Below are 14123 nucleotides of genomic sequence, written 5' to 3'. Positions count from 1 at the left end.
CGCGCGTTCCGACGAAAAGAGTTACGCATGAGCATCATCGACATCTCCGAAGTGAAACCCGGTTCCCATGTGACGCTGCACTACCGGCTTTCGCTCGCCGATGGCACCGAAATCGTCAATACGTTTGTCGACCGTCCCGCCACCCTGCTGATGGGCGCCGGCCAGCTCGCGCCGCCGCTGGAAGATATTTTGCAGGGCCTGAAGGTGGGTCACCACTCGACCTTTCAGCTAGAACCGGGCGTCGCTTTCGGCCAACGCAACCCCGAGCTGATCCAGCGCGTTTCGCTCAAAACCTTGCGCGAGAACGGCATGATCGGCGAGGAGTTCAGCCCGGGCGACCTGATCGAATTCAATGCGCCCAACGGCGGCCGTTACGCGGGTGTGCTCAAGGAAGTGAACGAGACCTCAGCCCTGTTCGACTTCAACCACCCGCTCGCTGGTCAGGCAGTTGCGTTCGAAGTGCAAATCATCGGAATCCTTTAAAGCCCATGACCAACACGGACACGTCCCTCATCGCAGACCTGGCTGAAGCGGAAATCCTGCTCGCCCAGCCGCGCGGCTTCTGCGCCGGCGTCGATCGGGCCATCGAGATCGTCGAACGCGCGATCCAGCTTCACGGCGCACCGATCTACGTACGTCACGAGATCGTCCACAACGCGTATGTCGTCGAAGATCTGCGCAAGAAGGGGGCGATCTTCATCGAGCAGCTCGATGAGGTCCCGGCCGGCAACACGGTGATCTTCAGCGCGCACGGCGTCTCCAAGTCGGTGCGTGCCGATGCCGAAGCGCGCGGACTGCGCGTGTACGACGCGACCTGCCCGCTCGTCACGAAGGTGCACGTGGAAGTCGCGAAGATGCGCGACGAAGGGCTCGACATCGTCATGATCGGGCACAAGGGCCATCCGGAAGTGGAAGGCACGATGGGGCAGGTGGCCGAGGGCATGTACCTCGTCGAAGACATCGCCGACGTCGAGGCGCTCAAGCTGCGCGATCCGCAGCGCGTGGCGTTCGTCACGCAAACCACGCTCTCGGTGGACGACGCCGCGGAAATCATTTCGGCGCTCAAGACGCGCTTTCCGGCGATTCGCGAGCCGAAGAAGCAGGACATCTGCTACGCCACGCAGAATCGCCAGGACGCCGTCAAGTTCATGGCGCCGCAGTGCGATGTCGTGATCGTGGTGGGCAGCCCGAACAGTTCCAATTCGAACCGGTTGCGCGAAGTGGCCGAGAAGCGCGGCATTCCCGCCTATATGGTGGATGCCCCCGAGCAGATCGACCCCCAGTGGCTTGTCGGCAAACGCCGGATCGGTCTGACAGCCGGCGCGTCGGCTCCCGAGGCGCTTGCCCAGGAAATCATTCGCCGTCTGCACGAACTTGGTGCGCGCAACGTGCGTGCACTCGAAGGCATCGAGGAGAACATTGCGTTCCCCTTGCCGCGCGGACTCGGCCAGCCCGGCTGAAGCTTCCCGGTCCCCGCAAAAACGCGCCCATCCGGCGCGTTTTTTTATGCCTGCGACGCGCGCGGAGCGTTAGAAATAAGGGTCACATAGAAGAAAAAGAGAGGTTAACCTCACATTGGCCAGGTGTTCTTATTAGTGTTTTCGCTAGAGTGGGGCATCGAATCATGTGGTGTGACCCCAAATTAATAGGACAATTGACACGCATTCGACACGGATGCACCGCCTCGGGGCGGCATTTTTATGCCCTCCCTTAAATACCATTCATTTAAACCAATGCCCGCCCGACAAGGCATTACGGCCATTATCCGCAACACATGATGCGAAGCTCGTCGATTTTTGGTGCAACTGATGCACGAAAATGCGGCGCAACCCCTGGTGCAACCCGACTCAAGCCGTTATCTAAAAATATGGTTGCAATGCAGGAAAACCCTGCCGGTTCAACAATATTGCCCGTCGCATAATTGGCGTTACAATGCGCGCGTTCTGAAGGCTGGACATCGTCGAGAAGGCCATCAGGCGAGCATTTCGGAAGGCGCAGGAGACCTGATTAATGCAATTCAAGTCTGCTTTTTCCGCGTCATCGGTTAATGCGGTTGCGCTGCGCAATACGTGGCACAGCTGCTATGTCGAGGCGGACATGAGCGCAACATCGATCATTCCTGGCATGCAGATTGCTTTTGCATGCAGCGGCGTTGTCATGCCGGTTCGCCGCCTGGGCGCGATGGATCTCGCAGGTGAGATCCCGAAGCGCGAGGGCGGCCGGGGAGAAGGAGTCATGGCGTTTGACGCATTCGCGTTTGCGGGCCGCAAGGCGCGCCGCGAATACGCCAACGCGAATATGGCGCGTAGTTGATTGAACCCGACGGCACCGAACCATCCGACGGTGCCGTTTTTGCATCCGCTTTTGGCGAGCCTGCCGCTGCAACACAGCGGCAACGCGAACCAGGGCGGCCAACCGTTACCGGTTTTTACTTCAATACCCGAAAGTGTCGTTGCGGTTCCGTAAAACATCGCCCACCGGCCGATGACGAGCGCGAATCCGGTTGCACGGGCTAAGGAGCATTAAATGGATATTTTCATCCAGCAGATCCTGAATGGGCTGGTGCTTGGCAGCATCTACGCCATCATCGCACTGGGCTACACCATGGTGTACGGGATTCTGGGCATCATCAACTTCGCGCACGGCGACGTGCTCATGGTGGGCGCCATGGTTGCGCTCTCCGCGATCAACGTGCTCCACAATCACTTCCCGGGCCTCGGGAACATCCCCACGCTGTGCATAGCCCTTGCCGTCGCGGCAGTCGTGTGTGCGGGCGTCGGGTACACGATCGAAAAGGTCGCCTACCGGCCGCTGCGCCGCGCGCCGCGCCTCGCACCGCTGATCACCGCGATCGGTGTGTCGATCCTGCTGCAGACGCTCGCCATGATCATCTGGGGCCGTAATCCGCTCGCGTTCCCCCAGCTCATCTCGACCGATCCGATCAACGTCATCAAGCCGACTGAGACCGGCGTGGGCGCCGTGATCTCGATGACGGAAATCGTCATCATCGTGGTCGCGTTCCTCGTGATGGCGGGGCTGCTGCTCCTCGTGCACAAGACCAAGCTCGGCCGCGCGATGCGTGCGATCGCCGAGAACCCGAACAATGCCTCGCTGATGGGCGTGAACCCGAACTTCGTGATCTCGGCCACGTTCATGATCGGCTCGGCGCTCGCAGCGCTGGCCGGCGTGATGATCGCCTCGGAATACGGCAACGCGCACTTCTACATGGGTTTCATCCCCGGCATGAAGGCCTTTACGGCAGCCGTGCTGGGCGGTATCGGCAACCTCGGCGGCGCGATGGTCGGCGGCGTGGTGCTCGGTCTCATCGAGCAGCTCGGCGCAGGCTACATCGGCAACCTGACCGGCGGGGTGTTCGGCAGTAACTATCAGGACGTCTTCGCATTCATCGTGCTGATCGTCGTGCTCGTGTTCCGTCCGTCGGGGCTTCTGGGCGAACGTGTCGCGGACCGCGCATAAGAGGGAGTAGCACAACATGACTTCAATTCAACCGATCGAGCCGTCGACGACGCTCATCCCCGAAAAGAACACGACGAAGACGCTCGCAGTGGGCGTCGTGACGGCCATCGTCGTTGCCGCGCTGCCCTTCGTGGTCGGCGCCGCGGGCGGCAACTACTGGGTGCGCGTGCTCGACTTCGCGATGCTCTACGTGATGCTCGCGCTAGGCCTGAACGTGGTGGTGGGCTTCGCCGGCCTCCTGGACCTGGGCTACATCGCGTTCTACGCGGTAGGCGCCTACGTCGCTGCGCTGCTGACTTCGCCGCACCTCACCACGCAATTCGCGTGGATCGCCAGCATGTTCCCGGGCGGCCTGCATACCCCGTACTGGATCGTGGTGCCGTGCGCCATGGCGCTCGCCGCCATCTTCGGCGTGCTGCTCGGCGCGCCGACGCTGCGTCTGCGTGGCGACTACCTCGCCATCGTGACCCTGGGCTTCGGGGAAATCGTTCGTATCTTCATGAACAACCTCGACCGTCCGGTGAACATCACCAACGGGCCGCAGGGGATAACCGGTGTCGCGCCGCTGCAGGTGTTCGGCTTCAACCTCGCGCAGCCGCACGAGATCCTCGGCTTCACGTTCACGTCGGTGTACATGTACTACTACGTGTTCGTGATCTGCGCGCTGCTCGTGATCTGGGTGTGTACGCGCCTCCAGCACTCGCGCATCGGCCGTGCATGGGCCGCGATCCGCGAAGACGAAATCGCCGCCAAGGCCATGGGCATCAACACCCGTAACGTCAAGCTGCTCGCGTTCGCGATGGGCGCGTCGTTCGGCGGTCTGTCGGGCGCGATGTTCGGTGCGTTCCAGGGCTTCGTGTCGCCGGAATCGTTCACGTTCTGGGAATCGGTCGTCGTGCTCGCCTGCGTGGTGCTGGGCGGCATGGGCCACATCCCCGGCGTGATCCTCGGCGCCGTGCTGCTCGCCGTTTTCCCCGAGTTCCTGCGCTCGACCATGGGTCCGCTCCAGCACATGCTGTTCGGCCACGAAATCGTCGATACGGAAGTCATCCGCCAGTTGCTCTACGGCCTCGCCATGGTCGTCATCATGCTGTATCGCTCGGAAGGCCTGTGGCCCGCGGCGAAGCACGAGGACAAGATCGCGAAGATCGCCAAGCGCGCCAGCAAGAAGCCGATTCGCGCATAACGGGGAGAACAGAATATGAGCAACAAATCCATTCGCCTGTCCGTGAAGGGCGTGAACAAGCGCTTCGGCGGCCTGCAGGCGCTGTCCGACGTCGGCCTGCAGATCGAGGAAGGCACGATCTACGGCCTGATCGGTCCGAACGGCGCCGGCAAGACCACGTTCTTCAACGTGATCACCGGTCTCTACACGCCTGATTCGGGCGAGTTCAAGCTCGACGGCACGGCTTATACGCCGACCGCCGTCTATCAGGTGGCGCAGGCCGGCATTGCGCGTACGTTCCAGAATATTCGCCTGTTCGGCGGCATGACCGCGCTCGAAAACGTGATGGTCGGCCGCCACGTGCGCACGAAGCACGGCCTGATCGGCGCGGTGCTGCAAACGCCGTCGGAACGCAAGGAAGAGCGCGAGATCAAGGAACGCGCGATCGAACTGCTCGAATACGTGGGCATCGCGCAGTACGCGGACTACACGTCGCGCAATCTCTCGTACGGCCACCAGCGCCGTCTGGAAATCGCGCGCGCGCTCGCGACCGATCCGAAGCTGCTCGCGCTCGACGAGCCGGCGGCCGGCATGAACGCGACCGAGAAGGTCGAACTCACGCGCCTGCTCGACAAGATCCGCGCCGATGGCAAGACCATCCTGCTGATCGAGCACGACGTGAAACTGGTGATGGGCCTGTGCAACCGGATGACAGTGCTCGACTATGGCAAGGTGATCTCCGAAGGGCTGCCGCAAGACGTGCAGAAGGACCCGAAGGTGATCGAGGCATATCTGGGTGCGGGGGTTCACTGATGTCGACATCGGTTCTGAAAATCAAGGGTCTGCAGGTCAACTACGGCGGGATCCAGGCGGTCAAGGGCGTGGACATGGAAGTTCGCCAGGGCGAACTCGTCACGCTGATCGGCGCGAACGGCGCGGGCAAGACCACGACCATGAAGGCGATCACGGGTCTGAAGCCGTACTCGGCGGGCGACATCGAGTACATGGGCCAGTCGATCAAGGGCGTGCCGGCGTACGAGCTGCTCAAGCGGGGCCTCGCGATGGTGCCGGAAGGCCGCGGCATCTTCGCGCGCATGTCGATTCTCGAAAACATGCAGATGGGCGCGTACCTGCGCAGCGACAACGACGGCATCCAGAAGGACGTCGATCGCATGTTCGGCTTCTTCCCGCGCCTGAAGGAACGCGCCACGCAGCTCGCGGGCACGCTCTCGGGCGGCGAGCAGCAGATGCTGGCCATGGCGCGCGCGATCATCAGCAAGCCGAAGCTTCTGTTGCTCGACGAGCCTTCGATGGGTCTCTCGCCGATCATGGTCGAGAAGATCTTCGAGGTGGTGCGCACGATCTCGTCGGAAGGCATTACGGTGCTGCTCGTGGAGCAGAACGCACGCCTCGCGCTGCAGGCCGCCAATCGCGGTTACGTGATGGACTCGGGTCTTGTGACGATGGAAGGCGAAGCGAAGCAAATGCTCGACGACCCGAAGGTGCGCGCAGCGTACCTGGGCGAGTAAACTGGCTCGCATTGCGGTCCTCGCGGCCGCATAAAACAAAAGCCGCATGGGTGCGAAACCCATGCGGTTTTTTTCATGGCGTCGGCCAACAAGGCTCAGACGACCGCTTCGGACTCCTGCACGGCGAGCCGCTTGCCGAGACTCACCACGGCGTCGGCGCGATAGCCGAGCCGTTCATAGAATGCGAGCACATCGGCCTTGTCGGTGAGCACCTGAAGGTTGAGCTTCAGGCAGCCCATCTCGGCGAGCGCGCCTTCCGCATGACGCACGAGCCGCGTGCCGAGACCATGGCGCCGCGCTTCAGGGGCGACGGCGACCGAATAGAGCCAGCCGCGATGCCCGTCGTAACCGGCCATCGCCGTGCCGACGAGCACGCCGTCGATGTCGCGCGTGGCGACGAAGAAAAGCTCCGGCTGTGTGCCGAGCTTCTTCGCGATCGACAGACGTGGATTGCGATGCGGGCGGCTCGTGTCGTTGTACTCGGGAAACGCCTGCAGCCAGAGCGCGATCACCGCTTCCGTATCGGTTTCGCTGAACACGCGGATCGTGACGGACATCGCTCGTGCTCCGTCCGCTCACAGCGAGTCGAGAATCGTACGCAGCATCGCCATCATCTGGTCGATTTCCTGCGTCGTCACATTGAGCGCCGGCATGAAGCGCAGCAGGTTCGGACGCGCGGCGTTGAGCAGCAGGCCGTCGGGTTGCATGAGGCGCGCCTTCTCGACGATCTCCGGCCCGATGTCCTTGCCGAGCAGCAGTGCACGCAGCAAGCCTTCGCCACGCTCGCCCTGGAAGCCGCGTTCAGCCGAAAGTTCGAGCAGCTTTTCACGCAGATACTCGCCGCGAGCGCGCACGCCTTCGAGGAAGCCCGGCGCAACCAGTTGCGAGATCACCGAATAGCCCACGGCCGTCATCAGCGGGTTGCCGTTGTAGGTGCCGCCCTGGTCGCCCGCTTCGAATACGGCGATCTCCTTCTTCGCGAGCAGCGCCGCCAGCGGCACGCCGCCGCCGATGCCCTTGCCGAGCGTCATGATGTCCGGCTCGATGCCCGAGAGTTCGTAGGCGAAGAGGGTGCCGGCACGGCCGCAGCCGCTTTGCACTTCGTCGACGATCAGCAGGATGCCGTGCTTCTTCGTGAGCGCGCGCAGTTGCTGCATGAATTCGCGCGTGGCGGGAATCACGCCGCCTTCGCCCTGGATCGGTTCGAGCATCACGGCGACGGTCTTCGCGTTGATGAGCTTTTCAACCGAGGCGATATCGTTCAGGTCGGCCTTCGGGAAGCCCGGCACTTGCGGCGCGTAGATCGTGTCCCAGCCCGGCTTGCCGCTTGCCGACATCGTCGCGATCGTGCGGCCGTGGAAGCTGTGGTCGAACGTGATGATCTCGTACGCGCCGTCGCGATGCTTCTTGCCCCACTTGCGCGCGAGCTTGATCGCGCCTTCGTTGGCTTCGGCGCCGCTGTTGGCGAAGAACACCTTGTCGAAGCAGCTGTGCTCGGTGAGCAGGCCCGCGAGCTTCGCCATCGGCTCGTTGTAGAAGGCCGGCGACGGGTTGATGAGCAGGCGCGACTGCTTCTCCAGCGCCTCGATCATGCCTTCGTTGCAGTGCCCGAGGCTGTTGACGGCCCAGCCCTGGATGAAGTCCAGGTAGCGCTTGCCTTCGTTGTCGTAGAGCCACGACCCCTTGCCATGCGTGAAAACGATTTCGGGCCGGTTGGTGATGTACATCAGCGACTCGATCGGGTACTCGGAATAATTCATGGCAACGGGCTCCGCGTTGGGGCTGCTAAAGGGTTAAAGAAGATACGGCGGAAAAACAAAAAGCCACGGACTGGCCGTGGCTTTCGTGATTCGAACTTGCTGTGCGTTGAGAATGCAACGCGCGTCCGCGAGTAGCCAGGCCCTAGAGATGGGGCGAGCGGCGACGTCGGAGGGCAGACAGGATGCAGTTCATGGCCGCAAGAATACGACAAGCCGAATGGCGATGTAAACCGTCAATGTGCCGAATTTTTCCAGGCGGCCGAAGAATTTTTCGTGACGGCCCGCTTTGCCGGTCGATGCGGGTCGTTGCATTGTGCACGCAACGACCCGCCCGCACGACGCTCAGACGGCGTTCGCGAGGTCCGCGGCGCTCGTGAACGAGTCCGCGTAGAACTCGTCTTCGGGCAGGCCGTGGTGCTGCGTGAAGTCGCGCTGCGCCGACTCGACCATCACCGGCGCGCCACATGCGTAGACCTGGTAGCCCGAGAGGTCCGGCAGGTCCTCGATCACGGCGCGGTGCACGAAGCCCGTGCGGCCGGTCCAGTTGTCGTCGGCGGCGGGTTCGGAGAGCACCGGCACGAAGCGGAAGTTCGGGATGTCCTTCGCCCATTGCGCGGCGAGGTCCATCAGGTACAGGTCCTTCTTCTGGCGCGCGCCCCAGTAGAGCGTCATCGGGCGGTTGAGGCTCTTGTAGACCGCGTGCTCGACGATCGCCTTGAGCGGCGCGAAGCCGGTGCCCGAGGCGAGCAGCACGATGGGCTTGTCCGACTCCTCGCGCAGGAAGAAGGTGCCGAGCGGCGCTTCGAAGCGCAGGATGTCGCGCTCCTTCATCTGCGAGAAGACGTGGTCGGTGAACTTGCCGCCCGGCATGTGGCGGATGTGCAGCTCGATCGGGCCTTCCTCGTGCGGCGCGCTCGCCATGGAGTAGCTGCGGCGCGTGCCGTCCTTGAGGATGAATTCGAGGTACTGGCCGGCGAGATACTGCAGGCGCTCATTGGCGGGCAATTGCAGCTTGAGGACGACGACGTCGTCAGCCTTGCGTTCGATGGCGGCGATGCGGGTAGGCAGCTTGCGCACCTGCATGTCGCCCACGCCCGCCACTTCGCGGATGTCGATTTCGAGGTCGGTTTGCGCCGTCGCGCAGCAGAAGAGGGCCATGCCGCGCGTTCTTTCGTCATTGGACAGCGCCGAAGCCGCGTGAGCGCGCTGCTCGACTTCGCCGTGGCATACCGTGCCCTTGCACGAGCCGCAAGCGCCGTTCTTGCAGCCATACGGCAGGCCGATGCCCTGGCGCAGGGCCGCGTTGAGAATGGGTTCGTCGGGCTCGACCTGGAATTGCCGGCCGCTTTGCTTGAGCGTTACGTTGAAAGCCATATTCAGGGAAGCGTAAGTCTGTATCCGAGGGTTGATTCCGGGCGCGGGCCCTTTCCGGGCAGTTCCCGGCTAGTGTCCGCGTTTGCTTGCCGGGCCTCGCCGAGAGGCCCGGGCCGCTAAAATGGTTCCACCATGATTGCCACACGAACCTTGCGCCGTGCGCGCATCCTGATTGTCGGTTGCGGCGACGTCGGCCTGCGCTGCGTCGCTCAGTTGCGCGAGCGGCCAGACCGCGCGCGCGTTTTTGCGCTCACGCGCCGTGCCGAGCGCGCGGACGCGGTACGGGCCGCGGGCGCAACGCCGGTGCGCGGCGACCTCGATTCCCGCGCGAGCCTCGCGCGGATCGCGGGCCTGGCTCGCACCGTCCTGCACCTCGCTCCGCCGCAAAAAACCGGCGACGACGACCTGCGCACGCGCCGCCTGATCGCAGCACTCGCGGCGCGTCGCCGTGCGAGGGCGCGGCCTGCGCTGGCGGGCGTGGCGCCGCGCGCATTGCGGCCCCCATTGCGTTCTCTCGTGGGCCGCATGCGCCGTAGCGCTTTCGGCCCGGCCGCAGGCTTTGGAGCATCCGTTATTGTACCCGAGCGCATCCGGCGGTTTTCGCGCACCCGGCGCAAGCGCCTCGAACGCACGACGCTCGTCTACGCGAGCACGACGGGTGTGTACGGCGATTGCGGTGGCGCGCGTATCGACGAAACCCGCGCGGTGCGGCCCGCCAACGCTCGCGCCAAACGCCGGGTATCGGCCGAACGGCAACTGCGGCGCGCAACGGCGCGCGGCGGCGCGCTGATCGCCATGATCGCGCGCATTCCGGGCATATACGCAGCGAACCGCCTTCCGCTCGCACGGCTCGAGAAGCGCACGCCGGCGCTTGTCGCGAGCGACGACGTCTACACGAGCCACATCCACGCGGACGATCTCGCGGCGATTCTGCTGCGCCTCGCGACACGAGGCCGCCCGGGGCGCACGATCCACGCAACGGACGACAGCGAACTGAAGATGGGCGAGTACTTCGACCGCGTAGCCGATGCCTTCGGACTTGCGCGCGCGCCGCGCGTGAGCCGCGCGCAGGCCGAGCGCGAACTCGAACCTGTCTTGCTGTCGTTCATGCGCGAGTCGCGCCGGCTCGACAATACGCGGCTCAAGCGCGAACTGGGCGTGCGTTTGCGTTATCCGGATGTGGATGCGTTCTTGCGCACGCGGCCGCCGCACCCGTGACTGCGGGCGGGCGGCGCGGCGCAAAGCGTGCCGTTCACGTGATGGCCGGCAGCGCTTCGAGCAGGAGGAAGCACAATAGCGCCCCGATGAGCGCCCCGATGAGGTTCGGATGGTACTGATGCCGCATATGCATCGACGCGAGCAGGCCCCCGATCAGAACCGCCCCAAGCGCCATGAATGCCATCAACACGAATGAGATTTCGAATGACCCGTTGATGATCATGATGCCCCTCCTTGCAACTTGTAATCGTTCTTGAGACGAGTATAGGGCGGAAGCTCGGCAAGGACATGCTGCAGCGCGGCGAAAGCGATGCCTGTTTGCAAGCATCGGTGCGTCAACACACTGAGCAGCGTGCGCCCGCGCGGCTCAGTGGTGGTTTACCCCTTGTTGCGCAACGCGTCGAGCGCGACGGCGTCGAGCCATTGCCAGGCGCCCGGAGCCAGTCCGGCGGGCAGGGCAAAGCCGCCTAAGCGCTCGCGGTGCAGCGCCTCGACCCGGTTGCCGGCCGCCGCCACCATCCGTTTGACCTGGTGATATTTGCCTTCGAGCACGATCAGCTCCAGCTCGTGGTCGCCTCGTGCGTTTGCGGCGACGGCGGCGCTAGGCTCGCGTTCGCCGTGCAGCAGCACGCCTTTGCGCAGGGCGGTCAACTGGGCTTCGTCGAGCGGATGGCGGGTTGTCGCCACGTAGACCTTCGGCACCTTGCGCTTGGGCGACGTGAGGGCGTGGACGAACTGGCCATCGTCGGAAAGCAGCAGGAGGCCGGTCGTATCCTGATCGAGGCGGCCGACGCACTGTACGTTGCGCTCCGCCAACTGCGGCGGCAGCAGATGAAACACGCTCAGGTGATGCTGCGGATCGCGCGAGCACTCATAGCCCGCGGGCTTGTTGAGCGCAATGTACGCGCGCTCGTGAAACGGCCACGGCGTGCCGTCCACGCTGAAGACGAGGTCCGCCGTGTCGAACGTGGCGAGCGGGTTGGTGCACGGCTCGCCCGCGACGGCGACCCGCGCGTCGGCGATCAGCGCGCGGCACTGGCGGCGTGAGCCGAAACCCTGGGTGAAGAGAATGCTTTCGAGATTCATGACGGACGGCGAGCAGCGCAGAGCCGGGTATTTTATCCGTCGCGAACGCTCGCGTGCCCCCGCGCACGCCGTGCCGCCGTGCCGCGCACGGCTTGACCGCGCATTCCGGGCGGATGGCGTAACGTAACGCGTGGTATTGGCAGGCCCGGCCGGGTTGCACGGCCAGGATGCCTGCTTGATTGCCCCCAATTTTCTTCTCGCGCAGCGCCCGGCCTCGGTGTGCGCGCTGCGCCATACGGCTCACGTGGAGAACACCATGGCGAAGACGATAGCGGATCATCTGGCGAAAACACTCGAGGCAGTTGGCGTCGAGCGTATTTGGGGCGTGACGGGCGACAGCCTGAACGGCTTGTCGGCAAGCCTGCGCAAGCTCGGCACCATCCGCTGGATGCATACGCGGCACGAAGAAGTCGCCGCCTTCGCGGCGGGCGCCGAAGCCGCGGCAACCGGCCGGCTCGCGGTATGCGCGGGCAGTTGCGGGCCCGGCAACCTGCATCTCATCAACGGACTCTACGACTGCCATCGCAACCGTTCGCCGGTGCTCGCAATCGCGGCGCACATTCCGTCGACGGAAATCGGCCTCGGCTATTTCCAGGAGACGCACCCGACCGAACTGTTCCGCGAGTGCAGCCATTACGTGGAACTGGTGACGAACGCCTCGCAGTTCCCTCGCGTGCTCGACACCGCGCTGCGCACGGCGATCGACCAGAAGGGCGTCGCCGTGATCGTGCTGCCGGGCGACGTGGCGCTGCTGGAAGCGTCGGACGAGGAGCCGGCATGGGCCCAGGCGGCGCGTCCGGCGACCTTGCCTTCGTCGGCGGATATCGACCGGCTCGCCGAGTTGCTCAATCGCTCCGAAGCGGTGACGCTGCTGTGCGGAAGCGGCTGCAAGGGCTCGCATGACGAAGTGGTGGCCTTCGCGGACGCGCTCGGCGCGCCGACGGTGCATGCGCTGCGCGGCAAGCAGTACGTCGAATGGGATAACCCCTACGATGTGGGCATGACCGGGCTGATCGGCTTCAGCTCGGGCTACCACGCGATGATGTCGTGCGACACGCTCGTCATGCTCGGCACCGACTTCCCGTATCGCAACTTCTATCCGCAGCACGCGAACGTCGTGCAGATCGACCGCGACGCCGCCGCGCTCGGCAAGCGCGCGCCGCTCACGCTCGGACTCGTCGGCGACGTGCGCGAAACGTTGCGTGCGCTCACGCCGAAGCTCACGCGCAAGACCGACCGGCGTTTTATCGACCGCGCGCGCGAGCACTACGCGAACGCGCGCAAGGGGCTCGACGAACTCGCGCGCCCGGCAGCCGCGGGCAAGCCGCTTCATCCGCAGTACGTGGTGGCGCGGCTCGACGCGCTGGCCGAGGACGATGCGATCTTCGCGGTCGACGTTGGCACGCCAACGCTCTGGGCCGCACGCTATCTGACGATGAATGGCCGGCGTCGACTGCACGGCTCGTTCAACCACGGCTCGATGGCGAACGCCATGCCGCAGGCGCTCGGCGCGCAGGCTGCGCACGCCGGGCGCCAGGTGGTGTCGCTCTCCGGCGATGGCGGCCTGTCGATGCTGCTCGGTGACATTCTTACAGCGCGCCAGCTCGATTTGCCGATCAAGATCGTTGTCCTGAATAATGGCTCGCTCGGTTTTGTCGCGATGGAGATGAAGGCCGGAGGCTACGTGGAGACGGGCACCGATCTGGTGGAGACCAACTTCGCGGATATTGCGAAAGGCGCGGGCCTCTTCAGCGTGCGCGTGGAGACGTCCGAAGCACTCGACGAGGGGTTGCGCGCGGCGTTCGCTCACGCAGGTCCGGCGCTCGTCGACGTGGTGACGACGAAGCACGAACTGGCCATGCCGCCAAAGCTGCAGTGGGCGCACGCGAAGGGGTTCAGCCTCTACATGTTGCGCGCGGTGCTGAGCGGGCGAGGCGATGAGGTGGTGGAACTGGCGCAGACGAATCTGCGCTGAGACTCGTGCGGCAGACCTGCGTCAGTCAGTGATCGAGACGCAGGTGCTGTCCTCCGGGTTGGTGATAAATTCATCGACCCGGCCAGCGCGTACGTCGAGCAGCAACCTTTCCAGCGCTTCGATCCTCGCGGATCTGTCGTTGCCCGATTTGATCAGCGCCGCTGCGGTTCGGCCGGAAACCGATTCGTGAGCCTCGATGAGGATGCGGATGGCGTCCTCGCGTGTCATGAAAATGCGGTCCATCGTGCGCTCCCGGTTCGCTATCTCAATATCTTCGATAACGATAGCAGCGAGGTGCGGCAAGACACGCGACATCTGCAGGATGCTTGATCTTTGTCCAAAGCAGGGTGTGTCGCTTTCGAGCGGGCAACAAAAAACCCGCGAAGCCATGAGCTTTCGCGGGTTTCAGGATTCCGGCGGTACTTGCTGAAGTCTGCCGGAAGGCATTCTGGTGCCTCGGGCCGGAATCGAACCGGCACTCCTTTCGGAACCGGATTTTGAGTCCGGCGCGTCTACCAATTTCACCACCGAGGCGTGTG

At 64.0% G+C, this 14123-nt stretch carries 16 protein-coding genes and 1 tRNA gene; 10 read left to right on the top strand and 7 right to left on the bottom strand.

What is annotated here, in order from left to right; translation table 11 throughout:
* Positions 1-27 precede the first annotated feature (27 nt).
* The 8 genes from FAZ97_RS10965 to FAZ97_RS10930 all read left to right on the top strand — a co-directional run bounded on the left by FAZ97_RS10965 (position 28) and on the right by FAZ97_RS10930 (position 6171).
* Positions 28-483, top strand: coding sequence for an FKBP-type peptidyl-prolyl cis-trans isomerase (locus FAZ97_RS10965; protein WP_158759138.1), 456 nt, complete (start codon positions 28-30; stop codon positions 481-483).
* Between the two features lie 5 nt (positions 484-488).
* Positions 489-1460 carry a 4-hydroxy-3-methylbut-2-enyl diphosphate reductase gene (gene ispH, locus FAZ97_RS10960; RefSeq protein WP_158758453.1) on the top strand — a complete coding sequence of 324 codons (972 nt, stop codon included), beginning with the start codon at positions 489-491 and terminating at the stop codon, positions 1458-1460.
* 339 nt (positions 1461-1799) lie between these two features.
* Complete coding sequence (locus tag FAZ97_RS10955) at positions 1800-2048, top strand: hypothetical protein (protein ID WP_158758452.1); 249 nt, start codon at positions 1800-1802, stop codon at positions 2046-2048.
* 49 nt (positions 2049-2097) lie between these two features.
* Positions 2098-2313 carry a hypothetical protein gene (locus FAZ97_RS10950; RefSeq protein ID WP_158758451.1) on the top strand — a complete coding sequence of 72 codons (216 nt, stop codon included), beginning with the start codon at positions 2098-2100 and terminating at the stop codon, positions 2311-2313.
* Between the two features lie 213 nt (positions 2314-2526).
* The gene (locus tag FAZ97_RS10945) at positions 2527-3477 is read left to right on the top strand and encodes a branched-chain amino acid ABC transporter permease (RefSeq protein ID WP_158758450.1); all 951 of its coding nucleotides are present in this window, start codon (positions 2527-2529) and stop codon (positions 3475-3477) included.
* A 16-nt stretch (positions 3478-3493) separates the two neighbouring features.
* On the top strand, positions 3494-4663 hold the full coding sequence (locus FAZ97_RS10940; protein WP_158758449.1) for an ABC transporter permease subunit: 1170 nt from the start codon (positions 3494-3496) through the stop codon (positions 4661-4663).
* Positions 4664-4678: 15 nt separating this feature from the next.
* On the top strand, positions 4679-5455 hold the full coding sequence (locus FAZ97_RS10935) for an ABC transporter ATP-binding protein (protein WP_158758448.1): 777 nt from the start codon (positions 4679-4681) through the stop codon (positions 5453-5455).
* Positions 5455-6171: an ABC transporter ATP-binding protein gene (locus FAZ97_RS10930; RefSeq protein ID WP_158758447.1), complete on the top strand. Its 717-nt coding sequence runs from the start codon at positions 5455-5457 to the stop codon at positions 6169-6171. Before FAZ97_RS10935 ends, FAZ97_RS10930 begins: the two co-directional genes overlap by 1 nt.
* 95 nt (positions 6172-6266) lie before the next feature.
* Here the strand turns inward: FAZ97_RS10930 and FAZ97_RS10925 are convergent, their stop codons facing one another.
* From FAZ97_RS10925 to FAZ97_RS10915, 3 genes are all read right to left on the bottom strand, one after another.
* Positions 6267-6728 (bottom strand): GNAT family acetyltransferase, encoded by a 462-nt coding sequence (locus tag FAZ97_RS10925; RefSeq protein WP_158758446.1) that lies wholly within the window; start codon positions 6726-6728, stop codon positions 6267-6269.
* Positions 6729-6746: 18 nt separating this feature from the next.
* Complete coding sequence (locus FAZ97_RS10920; RefSeq protein WP_158758445.1) at positions 6747-7931, bottom strand: acetylornithine transaminase; 1185 nt, start codon at positions 7929-7931, stop codon at positions 6747-6749.
* Positions 7932-8273: 342 nt separating this feature from the next.
* Positions 8274-9305: a CDP-6-deoxy-delta-3,4-glucoseen reductase gene (locus FAZ97_RS10915; RefSeq protein WP_158758444.1), complete on the bottom strand. Its 1032-nt coding sequence runs from the start codon at positions 9303-9305 to the stop codon at positions 8274-8276.
* Between the two features lie 132 nt (positions 9306-9437).
* Between FAZ97_RS10915 and FAZ97_RS10910 the strand changes: the two genes are divergently transcribed.
* Positions 9438-10523: an NAD-dependent epimerase/dehydratase family protein gene (locus FAZ97_RS10910; protein WP_158758443.1), complete on the top strand. Its 1086-nt coding sequence runs from the start codon at positions 9438-9440 to the stop codon at positions 10521-10523.
* 34 nt (positions 10524-10557) lie between these two features.
* Here FAZ97_RS10910 and FAZ97_RS10905 read toward each other — a convergent pair whose 3' ends face one another.
* A complete protein-coding gene (locus FAZ97_RS10905; protein WP_042260822.1) occupies positions 10558-10746 on the bottom strand; it encodes a hypothetical protein in 189 nt (62 codons plus the stop codon).
* Between the two features lie 155 nt (positions 10747-10901).
* Positions 10902-11609, bottom strand: a complete 708-nt coding sequence (locus tag FAZ97_RS10900) for a pseudouridine synthase (RefSeq protein WP_158758442.1) — start codon at positions 11607-11609, stop codon at positions 10902-10904.
* A 256-nt stretch (positions 11610-11865) separates the two neighbouring features.
* Between FAZ97_RS10900 and poxB the strand changes: the two genes are divergently transcribed.
* The gene (gene poxB, locus FAZ97_RS10895; protein ID WP_158759137.1) at positions 11866-13584 is read left to right on the top strand and encodes a ubiquinone-dependent pyruvate dehydrogenase; all 1719 of its coding nucleotides are present in this window, start codon (positions 11866-11868) and stop codon (positions 13582-13584) included.
* 21 nt (positions 13585-13605) lie between these two features.
* Here poxB and FAZ97_RS10890 read toward each other — a convergent pair whose 3' ends face one another.
* Together FAZ97_RS10890 and FAZ97_RS10885 are read right to left on the bottom strand one after the other, a co-directional pair.
* A complete protein-coding gene (locus tag FAZ97_RS10890; protein ID WP_158758441.1) occupies positions 13606-13827 on the bottom strand; it encodes a hypothetical protein in 222 nt (73 codons plus the stop codon).
* Between the two features lie 206 nt (positions 13828-14033).
* Positions 14034-14118: transfer RNA gene (locus FAZ97_RS10885), tRNA-Leu, on the bottom strand.
* Positions 14119-14123: the final 5 nt, after the last annotated feature.

It is taken from the genome of Paraburkholderia acidiphila (assembly GCF_009789655.1).
GTDB classification, from domain to species: domain Bacteria; phylum Pseudomonadota; class Gammaproteobacteria; order Burkholderiales; family Burkholderiaceae; genus Paraburkholderia; species Paraburkholderia acidiphila.
This window is presented reverse-complemented; position numbering and strand designations above follow the sequence as displayed.

Excerpts from the sequence above, each read along its gene's own strand:
- FAZ97_RS10965 (WP_158759138.1), top strand. The coding sequence starts at position 28 with ATGAGCATCATCGACATCTCCGAAGTGAAACCCGGTTCCCATGTGACG.
- ispH (WP_158758453.1), top strand. The coding sequence starts at position 489 with ATGACCAACACGGACACGTCCCTCATCGCAGACCTGGCTGAAGCGGAA.
- FAZ97_RS10950 (WP_158758451.1), top strand. The coding sequence starts at position 2,098 with ATGAGCGCAACATCGATCATTCCTGGCATGCAGATTGCTTTTGCATGC.
- FAZ97_RS10945 (WP_158758450.1), top strand. The coding sequence starts at position 2,527 with ATGGATATTTTCATCCAGCAGATCCTGAATGGGCTGGTGCTTGGCAGC.
- FAZ97_RS10940 (WP_158758449.1), top strand. The coding sequence starts at position 3,494 with ATGACTTCAATTCAACCGATCGAGCCGTCGACGACGCTCATCCCCGAA.
- FAZ97_RS10935 (WP_158758448.1), top strand. The coding sequence starts at position 4,679 with ATGAGCAACAAATCCATTCGCCTGTCCGTGAAGGGCGTGAACAAGCGC.
- FAZ97_RS10930 (WP_158758447.1), top strand. The coding sequence starts at position 5,455 with ATGTCGACATCGGTTCTGAAAATCAAGGGTCTGCAGGTCAACTACGGC.
- FAZ97_RS10925 (WP_158758446.1), bottom strand. The coding sequence starts at position 6,728 with ATGTCCGTCACGATCCGCGTGTTCAGCGAAACCGATACGGAAGCGGTG.
- FAZ97_RS10920 (WP_158758445.1), bottom strand. The coding sequence starts at position 7,931 with ATGAATTATTCCGAGTACCCGATCGAGTCGCTGATGTACATCACCAAC.
- FAZ97_RS10915 (WP_158758444.1), bottom strand. The coding sequence starts at position 9,305 with ATGGCTTTCAACGTAACGCTCAAGCAAAGCGGCCGGCAATTCCAGGTC.
- FAZ97_RS10910 (WP_158758443.1), top strand. The coding sequence starts at position 9,438 with ATGATTGCCACACGAACCTTGCGCCGTGCGCGCATCCTGATTGTCGGT.
- FAZ97_RS10905 (WP_042260822.1), bottom strand. The coding sequence starts at position 10,746 with ATGATCATCAACGGGTCATTCGAAATCTCATTCGTGTTGATGGCATTC.
- FAZ97_RS10900 (WP_158758442.1), bottom strand. The coding sequence starts at position 11,609 with ATGAATCTCGAAAGCATTCTCTTCACCCAGGGTTTCGGCTCACGCCGC.
- poxB (WP_158759137.1), top strand. The coding sequence starts at position 11,866 with ATGGCGAAGACGATAGCGGATCATCTGGCGAAAACACTCGAGGCAGTT.
- FAZ97_RS10890 (WP_158758441.1), bottom strand. The coding sequence starts at position 13,827 with ATGGACCGCATTTTCATGACACGCGAGGACGCCATCCGCATCCTCATC.